Annotated in this window: 18 protein-coding genes; all 18 read left to right on the top strand. The window is 30.8% G+C overall.

Annotation, left to right across the window (positions count from 1 at the left end):
* Window positions 1–11 precede the first annotated feature (11 nt).
* The 18 genes from OCU55_RS07965 (at window position 12) to OCU55_RS07880 (ending at window position 16,820) form a co-directional block, all read left to right on the top strand.
* Complete coding sequence (locus tag OCU55_RS07965) at window positions 12–1,208, top strand: acetate/propionate family kinase (RefSeq protein WP_261851779.1); 1,197 nt, start codon at window positions 12–14, stop codon at window positions 1,206–1,208.
* Window positions 1,209–1,330: 122 nt separating this feature from the next.
* The gene (locus tag OCU55_RS07960) at window positions 1,331–1,828 is read left to right on the top strand and encodes a YceD family protein (protein ID WP_261851778.1); all 498 of its coding nucleotides are present in this window, start codon (window positions 1,331–1,333) and stop codon (window positions 1,826–1,828) included.
* A gap of 12 nt (window positions 1,829–1,840) precedes the next feature.
* Entirely contained in the window at window positions 1,841–2,023 is a 183-nt protein-coding gene (rpmF, locus tag OCU55_RS07955) for a 50S ribosomal protein L32 (protein WP_200268037.1), read from the top strand.
* 388 nt (window positions 2,024–2,411) lie between these two features.
* Window positions 2,412–3,419 (top strand): phosphate acyltransferase PlsX, encoded by a 1,008-nt coding sequence (gene plsX, locus OCU55_RS07950; protein WP_261851777.1) that lies wholly within the window; start codon window positions 2,412–2,414, stop codon window positions 3,417–3,419.
* A gap of 111 nt (window positions 3,420–3,530) precedes the next feature.
* Window positions 3,531–3,761, top strand: a complete 231-nt coding sequence (gene acpP / locus OCU55_RS07945) for an acyl carrier protein (protein WP_200268041.1) — start codon at window positions 3,531–3,533, stop codon at window positions 3,759–3,761.
* A gap of 144 nt (window positions 3,762–3,905) precedes the next feature.
* Entirely contained in the window at window positions 3,906–4,604 is a 699-nt protein-coding gene (gene rnc, locus OCU55_RS07940) for a ribonuclease III (protein ID WP_261851776.1), read from the top strand.
* Window positions 4,597–5,634 carry an elongator complex protein 3 gene (locus OCU55_RS07935; protein WP_261851775.1) on the top strand — a complete coding sequence of 346 codons (1,038 nt, stop codon included), beginning with the start codon at window positions 4,597–4,599 and terminating at the stop codon, window positions 5,632–5,634. The genes rnc and OCU55_RS07935 overlap by 8 nt, the downstream gene beginning before the upstream one ends.
* A gap of 364 nt (window positions 5,635–5,998) precedes the next feature.
* Window positions 5,999–9,556, top strand: coding sequence for a chromosome segregation protein SMC (smc, locus tag OCU55_RS07930; protein WP_261851774.1), 3,558 nt, complete (start codon window positions 5,999–6,001; stop codon window positions 9,554–9,556).
* 9 nt (window positions 9,557–9,565) lie between these two features.
* The gene (gene ftsY, locus OCU55_RS07925) at window positions 9,566–10,477 is read left to right on the top strand and encodes a signal recognition particle-docking protein FtsY (protein WP_261851773.1); all 912 of its coding nucleotides are present in this window, start codon (window positions 9,566–9,568) and stop codon (window positions 10,475–10,477) included.
* 80 nt (window positions 10,478–10,557) lie between these two features.
* Window positions 10,558–10,896: a putative DNA-binding protein gene (locus tag OCU55_RS07920; RefSeq protein ID WP_261851772.1), complete on the top strand. Its 339-nt coding sequence runs from the start codon at window positions 10,558–10,560 to the stop codon at window positions 10,894–10,896.
* 10 nt (window positions 10,897–10,906) lie between these two features.
* A complete protein-coding gene (gene ffh / locus OCU55_RS07915; RefSeq protein ID WP_261851771.1) occupies window positions 10,907–12,262 on the top strand; it encodes a signal recognition particle protein in 1,356 nt (451 codons plus the stop codon).
* A 34-nt stretch (window positions 12,263–12,296) separates the two neighbouring features.
* Complete coding sequence (rpsP, locus tag OCU55_RS07910) at window positions 12,297–12,545, top strand: 30S ribosomal protein S16 (RefSeq protein WP_183277421.1); 249 nt, start codon at window positions 12,297–12,299, stop codon at window positions 12,543–12,545.
* Between the two features lie 51 nt (window positions 12,546–12,596).
* Window positions 12,597–12,824 carry a KH domain-containing protein gene (locus OCU55_RS07905; protein WP_200268054.1) on the top strand — a complete coding sequence of 76 codons (228 nt, stop codon included), beginning with the start codon at window positions 12,597–12,599 and terminating at the stop codon, window positions 12,822–12,824.
* 63 nt (window positions 12,825–12,887) lie between these two features.
* Window positions 12,888–13,385 carry a ribosome maturation factor RimM gene (rimM, locus tag OCU55_RS07900; protein WP_261851770.1) on the top strand — a complete coding sequence of 166 codons (498 nt, stop codon included), beginning with the start codon at window positions 12,888–12,890 and terminating at the stop codon, window positions 13,383–13,385.
* On the top strand, window positions 13,375–14,100 hold the full coding sequence (trmD, locus tag OCU55_RS07895) for a tRNA (guanosine(37)-N1)-methyltransferase TrmD (protein WP_261851769.1): 726 nt from the start codon (window positions 13,375–13,377) through the stop codon (window positions 14,098–14,100). The genes rimM and trmD overlap by 11 nt, the downstream gene beginning before the upstream one ends.
* A gap of 103 nt (window positions 14,101–14,203) precedes the next feature.
* A complete protein-coding gene (gene rplS / locus OCU55_RS07890) occupies window positions 14,204–14,548 on the top strand; it encodes a 50S ribosomal protein L19 (RefSeq protein ID WP_183277417.1) in 345 nt (114 codons plus the stop codon).
* 588 nt (window positions 14,549–15,136) lie between these two features.
* Window positions 15,137–16,003 (top strand): ribosome biogenesis GTPase YlqF, encoded by an 867-nt coding sequence (ylqF, locus tag OCU55_RS07885; RefSeq protein WP_261851768.1) that lies wholly within the window; start codon window positions 15,137–15,139, stop codon window positions 16,001–16,003.
* Window positions 15,993–16,820 carry a ribonuclease HII gene (locus tag OCU55_RS07880; RefSeq protein WP_261851767.1) on the top strand — a complete coding sequence of 276 codons (828 nt, stop codon included), beginning with the start codon at window positions 15,993–15,995 and terminating at the stop codon, window positions 16,818–16,820. The genes ylqF and OCU55_RS07880 overlap by 11 nt, the downstream gene beginning before the upstream one ends.
* The last annotated feature ends 56 nt before the right edge of the window (window positions 16,821–16,876 follow it).

Raw genomic sequence — 16,876 nt, 5'->3', positions numbered from 1 at the left:
GAGGAATAGAAATGAACATATTAGTAATTAATTGTGGAAGTTCGTCTTTAAAGTATCAATTAATTGATATGAGTAAAGAAGAAGTTTTAGCAAAAGGACTTGTTGAAAGAATAGGAATAGAAGGATCAATACTTACTCAAAAAGTAGAAGGTAAGGACAAATACGTAATAGAACAAAAGATGAATGACCACAAAGATGCAATAAAGTTGGTTTTAGATGCACTTGTAGATAAAGATAATGGTGTACTAAAGTCAATGGATGAAATATCTGCAGTAGGCCATAGAGTTGTTCATGGCGGTGAAAAATATTCAAGTTCAGTTCTTATAGATGATGAAGTTATGAAGTATTTAGATGAATGTATTAAACTTGCGCCACTTCATAATCCTCCAAACCTAATAGGAATAGAAGCTTGTAAAGATCTAATGCCTAACACTCCAATGGCAGTTGTTTTTGATACAGCTTTCCATCAAACAATGCCAGACAAGGCATTCTTATATGCTTTGCCATATGAGTTATATAAAGAACATAATATAAGAAAATACGGATTCCATGGTACTTCTCATAAATATGTATCTGCTAAGGTTGCAGAAGTTATGGGTAAAGATTTATCCGAATTAAAGATTGTAACTTGTCATTTAGGAAATGGTTCAAGTTTAACTGCCATAAAAAATGGTAAATCAATTGATACATCTATGGGATTCACTCCATTAGAAGGTGTTGCAATGGGTACGAGAACTGGAGATCTTGATCCTGCTGTAGTAACTTTTATAATGGATGAACTTGGCTATACAGTTGAACAAACTAACGAATTATTAAATAAAAAATCTGGAGTCTTGGGTATATCAGGTGTAAGCAGTGATTTTAGAGACATAGAAATAGCTGCTGAAAATGGTAATGCTAGAGCTCAATTAGCTTTAGATATATTCCAATATAGAGTAAGAAAATATATTGGCTCATATGCTGCTGCAATGGGTGGTATTGACGTAGTTGTATTTACTGCTGGTGTAGGAGAAAATGATCCTGTAACAAGACTAAAGGCGTGTGAAGGTTTAGAGTTCATTGGAATAGAAATAGATCCAGTTAAAAACAACGTAAGAGGCAAAATAACTGAAGTAAGCAAAGATGGTTCAAAGGTAAAGGTATTTGTAATACCTACTGATGAAGAAATGATGATTGCTAAAGATACTTTGGAGCTTGTTAGAAAATAAAAAATAAATTTCTTGACTTTTAAAAGTCATGTTTATATAATAAATTGTGTTGTCAGTAAAAATTACTAATTCTGCTATAAGGATGGCTGTGCCATTCTTAGGCATGAAGTGGAGTTGTACATATGATACTACAATTTTCAGATTTAATTAGCAAGAGAGAAAGAGTAAAGGCTTTAGACTTTACATTGGATCTAGGTACCTTTAATTACGAGGGTGAATCGATAAAAGCTGTTGAACCTGTAAAGGTGAAGGGCAAGTTCTCTTTTAATGAAGGGCTGTTAGAGTTAGATGTGGATGTTGAAACAGTTTTAGAACTTTCTTGTTCAAGATGCTTAGAAATCTTCTCATATCCAATACACATTAGTGTTAATGAGAGATTTACAAATAATTTATCAGATGAAGATGATGATCTTATCTTCGTTGATGGTGATACAATAGATATCACAGAAATAATTGTTAACAATATTATATCAGCCTTGCCTATAAAAAGACTTTGCAATGAAAGTTGTAAAGGTCTGTGTCAGCAATGTGGAACGAACCTAAACAAAAAGCAATGTAGCTGTGACAACAACGATATTGACATTAGATTGGCTAAATTGAATGATTTGTTTAGCAAATAAGGAGGTGTAATTATGGGAAATCCTGCTAGAAAAACATACAGAGCAAAGAGAGATTCAAGAAGAGCTCAAACTTTTAAGTTAAGCATACCTGGTATTGTAGAATGTCCTCAATGCCATGAAATGAAATTAGCTCACAGAGTTTGTAAGAGCTGTGGACATTACAAGGGTAAAGAAGTAGTTGCTTCAGAACAATAAAGAAAGTCAATTGACTTTCTTTTCTTTATATGTAATAAAATATTTAGTAAAAGTTTTTAAGCCATATAAAGCTTATTTTTGTTAAAGGCATTTTACTGAGTTTCATCATGAATCAGTTATTTGATTTTAATAAATATGAAACACTTCAATCCGAAATGTATTTTTAAAACTCTCACGGGTTATGGTGAGAGAATTTAAAAATATAAATTTTATTATGAAGTGGTTCATCTATATTATCCTAATGTTGTAAGTGAGATTAAAGTATAAGATTATTATTAATAATGCATGTTAGAGTTAAGAGAATATATATCTTGATTTTGCATTAAATGTGTAAATAATAAAATATTAAGATTCTAAGTTAAATGATAGTTTACAAAGGGGTGATAAAATGAAAATAGCTATTGATGGTATGGGTGGAGATAATTCTCCTTCTGCTATAGTAGAAGGATGTGTAGAGGCTCTAAAAGAGTTTGAAGATATCGAAATCGTAATTACTGGACCTGAAGATAAACTAAAAAGTGAGTTAAGTAAATATCAATATGACAGTTTAAAAGTAAAAATCATAAATGCTACTGAAGTAATTGGTACTAATGAACATCCAGTTATGGCTTTAAGAAAGAAAAAAGATTCTAGTTTGAATAAAGCTTTGAAACTTGTAAAAGATAAAGAATGTGATGCAGTAATTTCAGCTGGGAGTACTGGAGCATTCCTTGCAGGGTGTACTTTAGTAGTAGGCAGAATAAAAGGTATTGAAAGACCTGCATTATCACCTATTATGCCAGGAATGAATGGGCCTTTTGTGGTTGTTGATGCTGGTGCAAATGTTGATTGTAAACCACAATACTTAAAGCAGTTTGCAATTATGGGTAAAGTATATTATGAAAACGTAATTAAGGTATCTAATCCTACAGTTGCATTGGTTAATATCGGTGCAGAAGAAGAGAAGGGTAACGAACTTACAAAGGAAACTTATTCACTTTTGAAAGATTCTAATCTTAATTTTGTAGGAAATATAGAGCCTAGAGATATCTCAAATGGAGATGTAAATGTTGTTGTGTGTGACGGATTTGTAGGAAATACAGTTCTTAAAATGTACGAGGGTGTTGCTTCAAATCTTCTTGGGACTATAAAATCTGAAATCACATCATCAATAATTACTAAAATTGGTGCATTGTTTATACTTCCTGTAATAAAATCCTTAAAAAATAAATTTGATTACAAGGAATATGGAGGAGCTCCATTTTTAGGTGTTGATGGAATCTGCATTAAAGCTCATGGCAGCTCAGATGCAAGAGCTTTTAAGAACGCTATAAAGCAAGCAAGGATGTTTTATGTTAATGATACTCTTGCAAAGCTTAAAGCTGAACTTGAAGTTAATACTAACGATAAAAACTGATATTACTTTTAATATAAAATAATATTTTATTACAAATATGCTTAGAGATATATTGACGATGTTGATTATATATAATATTATCTAAGTAGATTAATTTTGGAGGTGCATTAAATGTTTGAAAGAATAAAAGGAATAATTGCTGATAAGCTTAGTGTGAATGAGGGTGATATTACACTTGAGGCATCATTTATAGAAGATTTAGGTGCAGATTCACTAGATATAGTTGAGCTTATTATGGCTTTAGAAGATGAACTTGAAATGGAAATCCCTGATGATGTAGCAGAAGGCTTTGTTACAGTAGGCGATGTAGTAGAGTATCTTAAAGAACATAGTGAAGAATAATATATCCCGCCTAAAGCGGGATTTTATATTTTAAATTAAGTTTATTCTTGAATGTGTTAATGATGGCATAAGTAATAAATTTAAATTAGGCAGTAAAGGATTAACATACTGAAGAATAAACCTTAAGGAGTTGAAATTTTTTAAATGTACGAGTTTAATATTGAAAAGATTGAAAGCAAACTAAATATTTATTTTGAACATAAACATTTGCTTGAAACTGCATTAACTCATAGTTCATATGCAAATCAGTATAAAGGTGTTGAGTATAACGAAAGACTTGAGTTTTTAGGTGACTCAGTGCTTCAAATCTGCATATCTGAGTACTTGTTCAATTATTGTAAGGATAAATCCGAAGGTGAGCTTACAAAAATGAGAGCTTTAATAGTATGTGAAAATTCTCTTTATGAAGTGGCGAGGATTCTTGAACTTGGTGATCTCATAAGAATGAGTAAAGGTGAAGAATTAACAGGAGGAAGAGAAAGAATATCTATTCAGGCCGACTGCTTAGAGGCTTTGCTAGCTGCTATATATTTAGACAAAGGATTAGAGTATGCTAGGGAGTTTATAATAACAAACTTTAAGGATGTAATCGAAGATGCAATTAACGATAAAATAGTTCTTGATTTTAAAACAAAGCTTCAAGAAAAATTGCAAGAGAATGGTGAAGTTAATATAAATTACGAACTAGTTAAATACGAGGGTCCTCCACATAGAAGGAAATTTTATACTAAAGTAGTTATCGGTGATAGGATAATTGGTGAAGGAGAAGGATTTAGTAAAAAAGAAGCTGAGCAGCAGTCTGCTAAAAAGGCTTTGAATTTTTTGGAGGGCAGCGGTGAGTAAAAGTTATTATATAATTCCAATCTTCGTACCTCATCTAGGATGCCCACATAACTGTGTATTTTGTAATCAAAACAAGATATCTGGTGAAGAAGGAGTAGTGGATAGTCGGTATGTAGAAAATACAGTAGAAGAATATTTGAAAACTATAGATATCACTAATTCAACAGTTGAAATTTCATTTTTTGGTGGCACGTTTACTGCAATTCCTATGCAGAAACAAAAAGAACTTTTGGAAGTTGCATACAAATACAAAAGGTTGAAAAAAATAAATTACATAAGACTATCAACAAGACCAGATTATATAGATAATGATATTTTAAATCATTTAAAAGTATATGATGTTGATATAATAGAGCTCGGAGTTCAATCTCTTGATAAGGAAGTTCTTAGAAAGTCTGCAAGAGGGCATTCAGAAGAAGATGTAAGGAATGCATCAATGCTTATAAAAGAATATGGATTTACTTTAGGTCATCAAATTATGCTTGGGCTTCCTGGCGACACATTTGAAAAAGATTTAGATACTGCAAATAAATCTATTGAAATGAAACCAGATATTTGTAGGATATATCCTGCTTTAGTTATTAAAGATACTCCTATGGAAGAAATGCTTAGAAGAGAAGAATATAAACCTTACACATTAAGCGAAGCAGTAGCAATAGCAAAAAAGATATATAAGCTTTATATAGAAAATCATATCAATGTTATTAGAGTTGGGTTACAACCTACTGAGAACATTAATACAGGTGGAGACATAATCGATGGACCATTCCATCCAGCTTTTAGAGAATTAGTAGAAAGCAGTATCCTAAATGAGCATATTTACAACTTACTTAAAGAAAGTAAAAATGATGTAACTATTAGAATAAATAATAGATATATTTCTAGACTTTATGCTAACAAAAAAGAGTTTTTTAATGAATTAAAAAGTAAGTTGGTTAATGTAAAGATAAATGTATGTATCGATGATTCAGTAAAGGTTGGAGAAATTCAAATTGATTCAAATAAAGAAACTAAAATAGTTTCAATATAAATAACTATTGGTAACGAAGAGACGGTTATAAATAAATTAATATTACTTTGATATATAGAGAATTAAAGGGTTCCTATTTCGAAACTTAATTTATACTTGTTCGAAAATTACGAACATATGAATTTTAGCATGTATAAATTAATAGTTGAGCTAGGAACTCTATACCTTAGAGCAAACTCTAGGGTTTTCTTTTCGTTGCCATTGATATTTTACTTTATTTACTATAAACTAATATAGAATAAGGAGTGAGCAGTATGAAGAAAAGAACAAGAACAACCATTATGAATATAATAATTGCAATAATTATTACATCATTTCTAATAGGATTATTTTATCAATTTGTAGGAAGGTAAGGAGTGGACATATGTTTCTAAAGTCTCTTGAGATTAGGGGATTTAAGTCATTTGCAGATAAAACAGAATTAAAGTTTAAAAGAGGTGTCACAGCTGTAGTTGGACCAAATGGTAGCGGAAAAAGTAATATTTCAGATGCTGTTAGATGGGTTCTAGGTGAACAGAGTATCAAAACTCTAAGAGGTGGTAAAATGGAAGATGTCATTTTTGCCGGTACTCAGTTTAGAAAGCCGGTTGGCTTGGCACAAGTTTCACTTACTTTAGACAATGCAGATGGAGAACTTCCTATTGAATACAATGATGTAACAGTAACTAGAAGAATATATAGATCAGGCGAAGCTGAATATTTAATAAATAATTCTCAATGCCGATTAAAAGATATTACAACTTTGTTTATGGATACAGGTATAGGAAAAGAAGGCTATTCACTTATTGGACAAGGTAAAATAGAAGCTATTTTAAGTGGACGTCCAGAAGAAAGACGAGCTCTATTAGAGGAAGCAGCTGGAATTGTTAAATTTAAAACTAGAAAGCATGAGGCCGAAAGAAAGCTTGATAATACTGAACAAAATTTAATTAGAATAAATGATATCTTATCTACTTATGAAGAAAGAATTGAGCCATTAAGGATAGAAAGTGAAAAGGCTAGGGTTTTCTTAGAACTTTCAAATGAGCTTCGTGAAAAAGAGATTTCTTTGATAGTAAATCATATAGAAAAGATTGATACAAATATTAAAAATCAAGGTGAAAAAGTATCAAATCTCATAAATGAGAATATTAAACTTAAAGAAGAACTTTCTGAAACCAAAAATAAAGCTGTTTCTTTGAGTGATGAGCTTGAAAAACTTGAAAATTTAACAAGAGAAGATAGAGAACTATATTATAAAAACAAAGAGAATTCAAGCGAGCTTCAAAAGCAGATTGATATTCTGAATGAAAGAGTAAAAAATATTGAGTTTAATATTGAAAATAGCAATAAAGAAATAAAGAGTTTATCAGAGAAGATAGTTTCCATTGAAAATGAAAGAAATGAACATGTTAATTATTTAAATAGTAAGATTAATGAACAAGTTTTTATAGATACTGAAAGTAAAAGCTTAGAAAATATTCTTCTTGATTTATCTAACTCATTGAGAATAAAAGAGGATAAGATAAAACTTTTAAGAGAAGATGAATTTGAAAACATACAATTGTCATCTGAACTTAAAAATAATAAGACAATGCTTATGAGTCAAATAAAGGTTTTAGAAGATTCCATTTACAACTTACATAATAACAGTTCAAATCTAGAAAGTTCTTTGAAAATAAATATATCAACCAAACTTATGCTAGAAGAAAAAGTAATATTACTAAAAGATGAAATAGAGAGATTAGAACTTGCAGTAAAAGAAAATAATAAAAATATAGGTGTTCTATTAAGTAGAAATACTAAGAATGATGCAAAGCTTAAAATTTTAAACCAAGAGAAAAGTAAACTTGAAGCTAATAAGACTATGCTTTCAAATCTTGAAAAGCAATACGAAGGTTATAATAGAGCTGTCAAAATATTAATGGAGCATATTGATAAAGGCTACGTAGGAGCTGATGTAAAGAATTGTTCCGTTATAGGGGAGCTCATATCTGTTGAAAAAGAGTTTGAAACTGCAATAGAAATAGCTTTAGGAGGTTCTATATCTAATGTTGTTACTGAAGATGAAAAGAGCGCTCAAAAGCTTATAGAATATCTAAAGGAAAAGAAACTTGGAAGAGCTACTTTTTTGCCATTAACAATAATTAAAGGCACTACGCTTCAGTTAGATAAAAAAATTAAAGAAGTAAACGGATATATTGGAATTGCATCTGAATTATTAGATTTCGACAAAAAGTATGAAAAAGCTATTAATTATGTATTGGGAAGAACAATAGTGAGTAGAGATATGAATAGTGCTTTAAATATAGCGAAAATAAGTGGCTACTCACATAAGATTGTAACTTTGCAAGGGGAAGTAATTAATCCTGGTGGATCTTTAACTGGAGGCAGTGTCTATAATAAACATACAAGCATTATTAGTAGAAAAAGGGAAATAGAAGATATTAGTTCAGAATTAGTTAAAGTTGAAAATTCTATTGAAGAACTTGTTGGTCTAATTTCTGATGGTAGAAATGAAATTAAGATGTTAGATGAAGCAAATTTAAACTTCAAAGATGAAAGCCATTTTAAAAGTATAGAAATAGCTAAACTTGATAGTGAAGTAAAAAATATTGAGAAAGATACATTAAGACTTAGAAACAATATAAAGATTTCGCAAAATGAAAAACTTACAAGTGAGTCAAAGTTAAATGGTTACAAAAGAGAGTTAGAAGAAAGTAATAATAAATCTATACTATTAGAAGAAAATTTAAAGTCTTATAGGGTGCAATTCGATGAACTTTCAAAAGAAATAGAAGACTTAAATGAAAAAACTAACAATCAGAAAGACTTGCTTACTAGCAAAAAAGTTATAAAGGCCAAAGTTGATGAATCAATAAATAATATAAAAAAAGAAGTAGAAAGATTATCAAATCAGGCAACTGAACTTCAAGGCAGAATGAGCTTTTTGGAACAATCAAACAAAGAGAGTTTGACAAGTAAAAGTAAGTGCATCCAAACTATTGATGAAAATAGAAATAATATTCTAGTTTATAATAAGAACATTGAAGAACTTGAGAATAAATTCAAAGAGTATGATATTGAAAAAATAAAAATTAAAGAAACTATAAGAAGTCATGAGAACAAAATTGAAAATCTTTCTTCTGAAATTAATATAAAAGAGGATGAAGTTCATAAATCTGAATTGGTAAAGGCTAAAAATGAAGTTGAAAAAGAAAATCTTTTATTGAAACTCAATGATGAAATGAGTTTAACCTATGCAGAGGCCATAGATTTGGCACTTAAGGATTTTGATGAAGTTTTATACAACAATCAAATAAACAAACTTAAGGCATCAATAAATAGACTTGGAACAGTTAATGTCAGTGCTATAGAAGAATATAAGGACCTTTCAGAAAAATATAAATTTATGTCAACAGAACGAGAAGATTTAGAAAAAGGAAAAACTGAGCTTCTTGCAGTAATTGAAGAAATGACTGCGAAAATGAAGGAAGTTTTCAAGGAGAATTTCGCAATATTAAATGAGAATTTTAATATTACATTTAAGGAACTCTTTAAAGGTGGAAGTGCTGAACTTATATTATCAGATGGTGACGAATTAACTGCTAATATTGATATCAATGTTCAACCTCCAGGTAAAAAACTTCAAAATATAAATCTTATGTCTGGTGGAGAAAAAGTTTTATCAGCAATTGCATTAATGTTTGGAATACTTAAGATGAAACCAACTCCATTCTGTATATTAGATGAGATAGAGGCAGCACTTGATGATGCAAATGTTTATAGATACTCAGAATTCCTTCAAAAGTTTTCTGATAATATACAATTTATAGTTATTACTCATAGAAAAGGAACTATGGAAGCTAGTGATATAATGTATGGAGTAACAATGGAAGAGAGAGGCGTATCAAAGGTTGTATCAGTAGACTTAACAAATTAGGAGGCATTTATGTTTGGTGGATTATTCGAAAAATTAAAATCAGGACTTAGTAAGACTAGGGATAACTTTACAGACAGAATTACTGAGGTTTTAAATTTAGCAGTAACAATTGATGAGGATCTTTATGATGAACTTGAAGAGATACTAATAACATCAGATATTGGTATGGATACAACAGTAGAGATAATAGATAGACTAAAGTCTAGAATTAAAGCTGAGAAAATTAAAGATCCAACAGAAGTTAAGCCCTGCTTAAAAAATGTAATTGCAGATATGCTTAACGAAGGGGTAAAAGAGAAAGAAGCTGACAGTAAACAAAAGGTAATGTTAGTTATTGGAGTAAATGGTGTAGGAAAAACAACATCTATAGGAAAATTAGCGTCTAAATACAAAAATGAAGGAAAAAAAGTGATATTAGCTGCAGCAGACACTTTTAGAGCGGCTGCTAGTGATCAATTAGAAATTTGGAGCGATAGAGCTGGTGTTGATATAGTGAGACACCAAGAAGGGTCTGATCCTGCTGCTGTTGTTTATGATGGGATTCAAGCAACTAAAGCTAGAAATATGGATATTCTTATCTGTGATACTGCTGGAAGACTTCATAATAAGAAAAATTTAATGAACGAATTATCAAAGATTAATAGAATAATTGATAGAGAATTCGAAGAGGCTTCAAAAGAAACTCTTTTGGTTTTAGATGCTACCACAGGTCAAAATGCAGTTATTCAAGCAAAGCAGTTTATGGAAGCGTGCCCTATTGATGGTATAATATTAACAAAATTAGATGGGACTGCAAAGGGTGGAGTGGTTATATCAATAAAGAATTCTTTAAATATACCAGTAAGATATATTGGGGTTGGTGAAGGTGTTGATGACCTTCAGGAATTTGATCCACAAGGGTTCGCGGATGCACTATTTTAAAAAAATATAACTGTTAAGTAAAAATACTTGACAGGTGTATTTTCTTTTGATAATATATTCTTTGTGAGTAAGGTGATTATATGGAAGACAGATTTGAGATTTCTCTGTTATTAGATTATTACATAGAATTATTAACTGAGAAACAAAAAGATATAATGTTCATGTATTATAATGATGATTTTTCATTAGCAGAGATTGCTGAGATAAATAATAGAAGTCGTCAAGCTATTCACGACTTAATTAAAAGATGTGATAAACAACTTATTAATTATGAAGAAAAGCTACAGCTTGTGGAAAAAAGCAAAATAAGAAAATCTAAGAAAAATGACCTAATAAAAAAACTTACTAACGAATATATGTTGTCAAAAGAATTAGTAGAAGATATAGATGAAATGCTAGATGAAATTATTAATTCGTAGGAGGGGTAACATGGCTTTTGAAGGTTTAGCGTCTAAATTACAAGATACGCTTAAAAAGCTTAAGGGTAAAGGTAAACTAACTGAGAAAGATATAAAAGAAGCCATGAGAGAGGTTAAGCTCGCATTACTTGAGGCTGACGTAAATTTTAAAGTTGTTAAAAAATTTATTGCAACTGTAAGTGAAAAATGCGTAGGATCTGAAGTGTTAGAAAGCCTTACACCAGGACAACAAGTTATAAAAATAGTTAATGATGAGCTAACAGCTTTAATGGGAAATACTGAAAGTAAACTGAACTATGCAGACAATGGACCAACAGTTTTTATGATGGCAGGTCTTCAAGGTGCAGGTAAAACAACTATGTGTGGAAAGCTTGCTCTTCACATGAGAAAGAAAAATAAAAAGCCTTTATTAGTTGCTTGTGATATTTATAGACCAGCCGCTATTAAACAATTAGAAGTTGTTGGTAAGCAAATAGATATTCCTGTGTTCTCTATGGGAGATAAGGTACCTGCTGTTGATATAGCTAAGGCAGGAGTAGCTCACGCTAAAGAACATGGATATAATTTAGTTATTATTGATACTGCTGGTAGACTTCATATTGATGAAGAACTTATGCAGGAACTTAAAGATATAAAGACATCAGTAAATCCTAATGAAATCTTACTTGTTGTTGATTCGATGACTGGTCAAGATGCTGTAAATGTTGCTGAAACTTTTAATGCATCATTAGATGTTACTGGAACAATACTTACAAAACTTGATGGTGATACTAGAGGTGGTGCTGCTCTTTCAATCAGAAGCATTACTGAAAAACCTATAAAGTTTGCTGGTATTGGTGAAAAAATGAATGATATTGAAGTATTCCATCCAGATAGAATGGCTTCAAGAATTCTTGGTATGGGTGATGTTTTATCGCTTATAGAAAAAGCTCAGCAAGCAATTGATGAAAAAGAAGCTCAACAACTTAGTGAAAGAATGTTAAGTCAAGAATTTAATTTTGATGATTATCTAAGTGCAATGGAGCAGATGAAAAAGTTAGGACCTATTAATAAACTGCTTGAGATGATGCCAGGAGTAAATACTCAACAACTTGAGGGGTTAGACCTTTCAGACAGCGAAAATCAAATGGGAAGAGTTAAAGCAATCATTCAATCAATGACTGCAAAAGAAAGAAAAAGTCCTAATCTGATTTCAAGTTCTTCTTCAAGAAAGAAGAGAATTGCTGTAGGTTCTGGTACTACAATTCAAGAAATAAATAAGCTTTTAAAAGGCTTTGAAATGATGAAGAAACAAATGAAGCAATTTAAATCAATGCAAAAAAATACTAAAAAAGGTTTGTTTGGTAAAATGCCTTTCTTTAGTTAAAATATATCAATATCCTTAAAAGGAGGTGAAATTAATGGCAGTAAAGATAAGACTAAGAAGAATGGGATCTAAAAAAGCTCCTTTCTACAGAGTAGTAGTAGCTGATTCAAGAAGTCCAAGAGACGGAAGATTCATCGAAGAAATAGGATACTATAACCCAATCGTTCAACCTGAAGCTGAAGTTAAAATTGACGCTGAAAAGGCTGCAAAGTGGTTAAACAACGGTGCTCAACCTACTGATATAGTTAAGAAGCTTTTTGTTAAAGCTGGTATAAACAAGTAAAAGCTTTTAGGAGGTGAATTCTGCTTAGGATTCCCCTAAAGCAGATTGTTTATGAAGACACTAGTAGAAGTTATTGCTAAATCACTTGTTGATAACCCAGACTCAGTTCAGGTTAATGAAGTGGCTGGAGAGCAATCTATAATAATAGAGCTTAAAGTTGCTCCTGAAGATATGGGTAAGGTTATAGGAAAACAGGGTAGAATTGCTAAAGCTATAAGAACAGTTGTTAAAGCTGCGGCAGTAAAAGACAATAAAAGAGTTGTTGTTGAAATTATCTAATAAGAGTTAGGGCTTCCTAGCTCTTTTTCCACATACTCTTAAAATGGTTTGCGAGGTGATTATATGAATGGATTTTTTAACGTAGGTCAAATAGTTAATACTCATGGAGTTAAAGGAGAAGTTAAGGTTTATCCTCTAACTGATGATGTAAATAGATTTGATGATCTAAAAGAAGTTTTAATTGATGATAAAAAGGCTGAAATTGAATGGGTTAAATATCAGAAAGATAGAGTTATAGTGAAAATCAAAGGTATTGATACTATGAATGATGCTGAAAAATTAAAGCAAAAGTATATTAGAGTTACTAGAGAAAATGCCGTTGAACTTCCAGAAGATACATATTTTATATCTGATTTAATTGGGTGTAACGTTTCTGATACAGATGGATTTAATTATGGCGATGTATACGATGTAATACAAACAGGAAGTAATGATGTTTATTGGGTTAAAGGTAATAAAGAGATATTGGTTCCTGTATTAAAAGAAATAGTTCTTGATATAAATATTGGTGATAAGAAGATTATAATAAAACCTTCAGGAGAATGGCAAGATGAAGATTAATATTCTTACCCTATTTCCTGATATGTTTAATGTGTTTGAGCATAGTATAATAGGTAGAGCGAGAAATAGTGGCATTTTAGATATAAACACTACTAATATTAGAGAGTTTTCAGCTAGTAAGCATAAAAAAGTAGATGATTATCCATATGGTGGTGGTGCTGGTATGGTTATGAGTGCTCAGCCTGTAGTAGAATGCATCAAATCTGTAAAGCAGAATAATAATGGGAAAGTAATTTTTTTAGGACCTAGAGGCAAAACCTTCAATCAAGAGGTTGCTAAAGAGATATCTAAGCTAGATGAAGTTATTTTTGTTTGTGGACATTATGAAGGAATAGATGAGAGAGCTTATAAATATTTTGATATGGAATTATCCTTAGGAGACTTTGTGCTTACAGGAGGAGAGATGGCTGCTATACCTATAATAGATAGTATTTGCAGACTAATTCCAGGGGTTTTAAGTAGTGAGGAAAGTTTTGTTGAGGAATCATTTTATAGTGGCTTACTAGAGTATCCTCAGTATACTAGACCAGAAGTTTTTCAAGATGAATCGGTTCCAAGTGTTCTTTTATCAGGTCATCATGAGAACATAAGAAAATGGAGAAGGAAGATGTCGCTTAGGATTACTAAGGAAAGACGTCCTGATTTATTCCAAAATGTAAAACTCACTAAAGAAGATATTAAGCTACTTAAAGAATATGAAAAAAATGTTGATTAAATAAATTACATGTGTTAAAATTACCATTGTGCTAGTACGGGCGGTCCTCTGTCGTATTTACATATGGTAAGAACGTCACATTATTACTAAGGAGGGAATGCACATGAACGAAATATTAAGAGCAATAGAACAAGAACAAATCAGAACTGATTTACCTCAATTTAACGTAGGTGACACTGTTAAGGTTCACGTTAAAGTTAAAGAAGGTACAAGAGAAAGAATCCAAGTTTTCGAAGGTGTTGTAATTAAGAGACAAAATGGTGGATTAAGAGAAACTTTCACTGCTAGAAGAATAGCTTATGGCGTTGGCGTTGAAAGAACTTTCCCACTAAATGCTCCAATCATAGAGAAGATTGAAGTTACAAGAAGAGGTAAAGTAAGAAGAGCTAAGTTATTCTACCTAAGAAATAGAGTAGGTAAGGCAGCTAAGGTTAAGGAATTAATCTAATATTTAATTAAAAGACAGGGGCTATTTTAGCTCCGTTTTTTATTCTTTAAGAAATTATAACATAGATAAATCTTTGAATAATTATATTCTATTATAAGTAAAAGGTATTATGAGTAAAGTTAAAGAATAAAAAAGAAGAATATATTGCCTGCCAGATTTTCCTCACATACCTTCGGAAAGGCAGATGCACAAAAAAATCGCAAATGAAAGTCGCATTAGCGATTTTTTATTATAATTATAAATTCATTTTAACATAGATTGAGCAGTTAATTGTAACATAGTTGATAAATATATAGGTATACTACTTATATGAAACTAAATTGTTATATATATACCTGTAAAATATATATAATTTACATTCATATATTGATATATCTATATACTTATATAAAATTATGAGTATATAAATATATGAATATATGAATGTATAGATAATGCTTTTAAGCATTATCTAAAGATAAAACACTTCAATCCTAAATATATTTTCAAAACTCCTCTAGGTTCTGAGTGAAAAATTTGAAAATATAAATTTAAGTATGAAGTTGTTCATCTATATGATATGTTTTTGAATAAGAAAGGGATGATTTTATGGCGATAAATTGGTTTCCTGGCCATATGGTAAAAACCAAAAGAGAGATTAAAGAAAATTTAAAGTTAGTAGATGCTGTTATTGAAATTAGGGATGCTAGAATTCCTAAATCTAGTGCTAATCCTGACATAGATGAATTATGTAAAGATAAACCTAGATTAATTCTACTTAACAAGAGTGATCTTACTGATAACAAGACTACTAAAGCATGGATTAATGCTTTAAAGAGTGAGTCAATAAGAGCAATCGAAGTTAACTGTCTCAAGGGTGATGGTATAAAAAATATTAAACCTGCATTAATGGAACTACTAAAGGAAAAACATGAGAGGTTAAAAGCTAAAGGATTAGCTAAGATTATAACAAGAGTTATGGTTGTAGGTATTCCTAACGTTGGAAAGTCTACCTTCATCAACAAGATGGCAAGAAACAATATAGCTAAAACCGGAGATAGACCTGGTGTTACTAAAAATAAACAGTGGATTAAAACATCTATTGGTATTGAGCTCCTTGATACTCCTGGAGTACTTTGGCCAAAGTTTGAGGATGAGGAAGTGGCATTAAACTTAGCTTTTACAGGTGCAATTAAAGATGAAATTATGGATACAGAAGAGCTTTCATTAAAATTAGTAGAGAGATTACAGAATACTAATCCTGAATTACTGAAAGCTAGATATAAATTAGAAGCAGTGGCCGAAGAACCAATTGATACTTTAAATATGATTGCGAGAAAAAGAGGATCAATTGTATCTGGTGGCGAGATTAATTACGACAGAATAGCTTCTATTATATTAGATGAATTTAGAGGCGGGAAGATAGGTAATGTATCATTAGAGACTCCTTGGAAAGGCGAAAAAATTGAAGGATAGTATTATTTATTTGAAAGAAAACTTACATAATATTAGTTTTAGTGATGTTAAAGTATTAGCTTCATCAGTACCTATTAAGCTAAGTAATAAAGAAAAGCTATCAGAGATTATTGACATTCTTTCTAGTGATAAAAGAAAGAACGTACTTTCATTAGCTAAAAAAATTGAAACCTCAATTCAAAAGGAAGAAGCAGAGTACATTAGAGTTAGGGCTATGTATATGTTTGATAAACAATTCAGTAATTTTAGATACGTTGCAGGAGTTGATGAGGTTGGCAGAGGACCTCTTGCTGGGCCTATTGTAGGTGCGGCTGTAATTTTAGACTTTAACAACTTAGGAGATATAATCTTAGGTATAAAGGATTCTAAGGTATTAAGCGAGCAAAGACGTGAAGAATTAGATGTCATCATAAGAGAAAAGGCGCTAGCCTATAGTATAACTGTATGTGATAATAAACAAATAGATACATTAGGAATAGCTCATTGTAATAATAAGATTTTCTTGGATGCTTGTAAAACTTTGCCTATAGAGCCCCAATTAGTTCTTTCTGATGGATATCCAGTTAGAAATTTGAACAAACCTAATAAATTTGTAATAAAAGGAGACGCAAAAAGCGCCTCTATTGCATGTGCTTCTATAATTGCTAAAGTTTATAGAGATAGACTGATGAAAGAATATGATTCTATATATCCTGGATATGGTTTTAAGGATAATGTGGGCTACGGGACGCAAAAGCATGTAGACGCAATTCATGCAATAGGAACATGTGAAATTCATAGAATGTCATTTCTCAACAACATACTATCTAAAAAATAATTTTAATATTATATATGATTTATTAATATGATATGATGCATTTTGTAACAGAAGTT

Source organism: Clostridium folliculivorans, assembly GCF_024341905.1.
GTDB lineage: Bacteria > Bacillota > Clostridia > Clostridiales > Clostridiaceae > Clostridium_AR > Clostridium_AR folliculivorans.
This window is presented reverse-complemented; position numbering and strand designations above follow the sequence as displayed.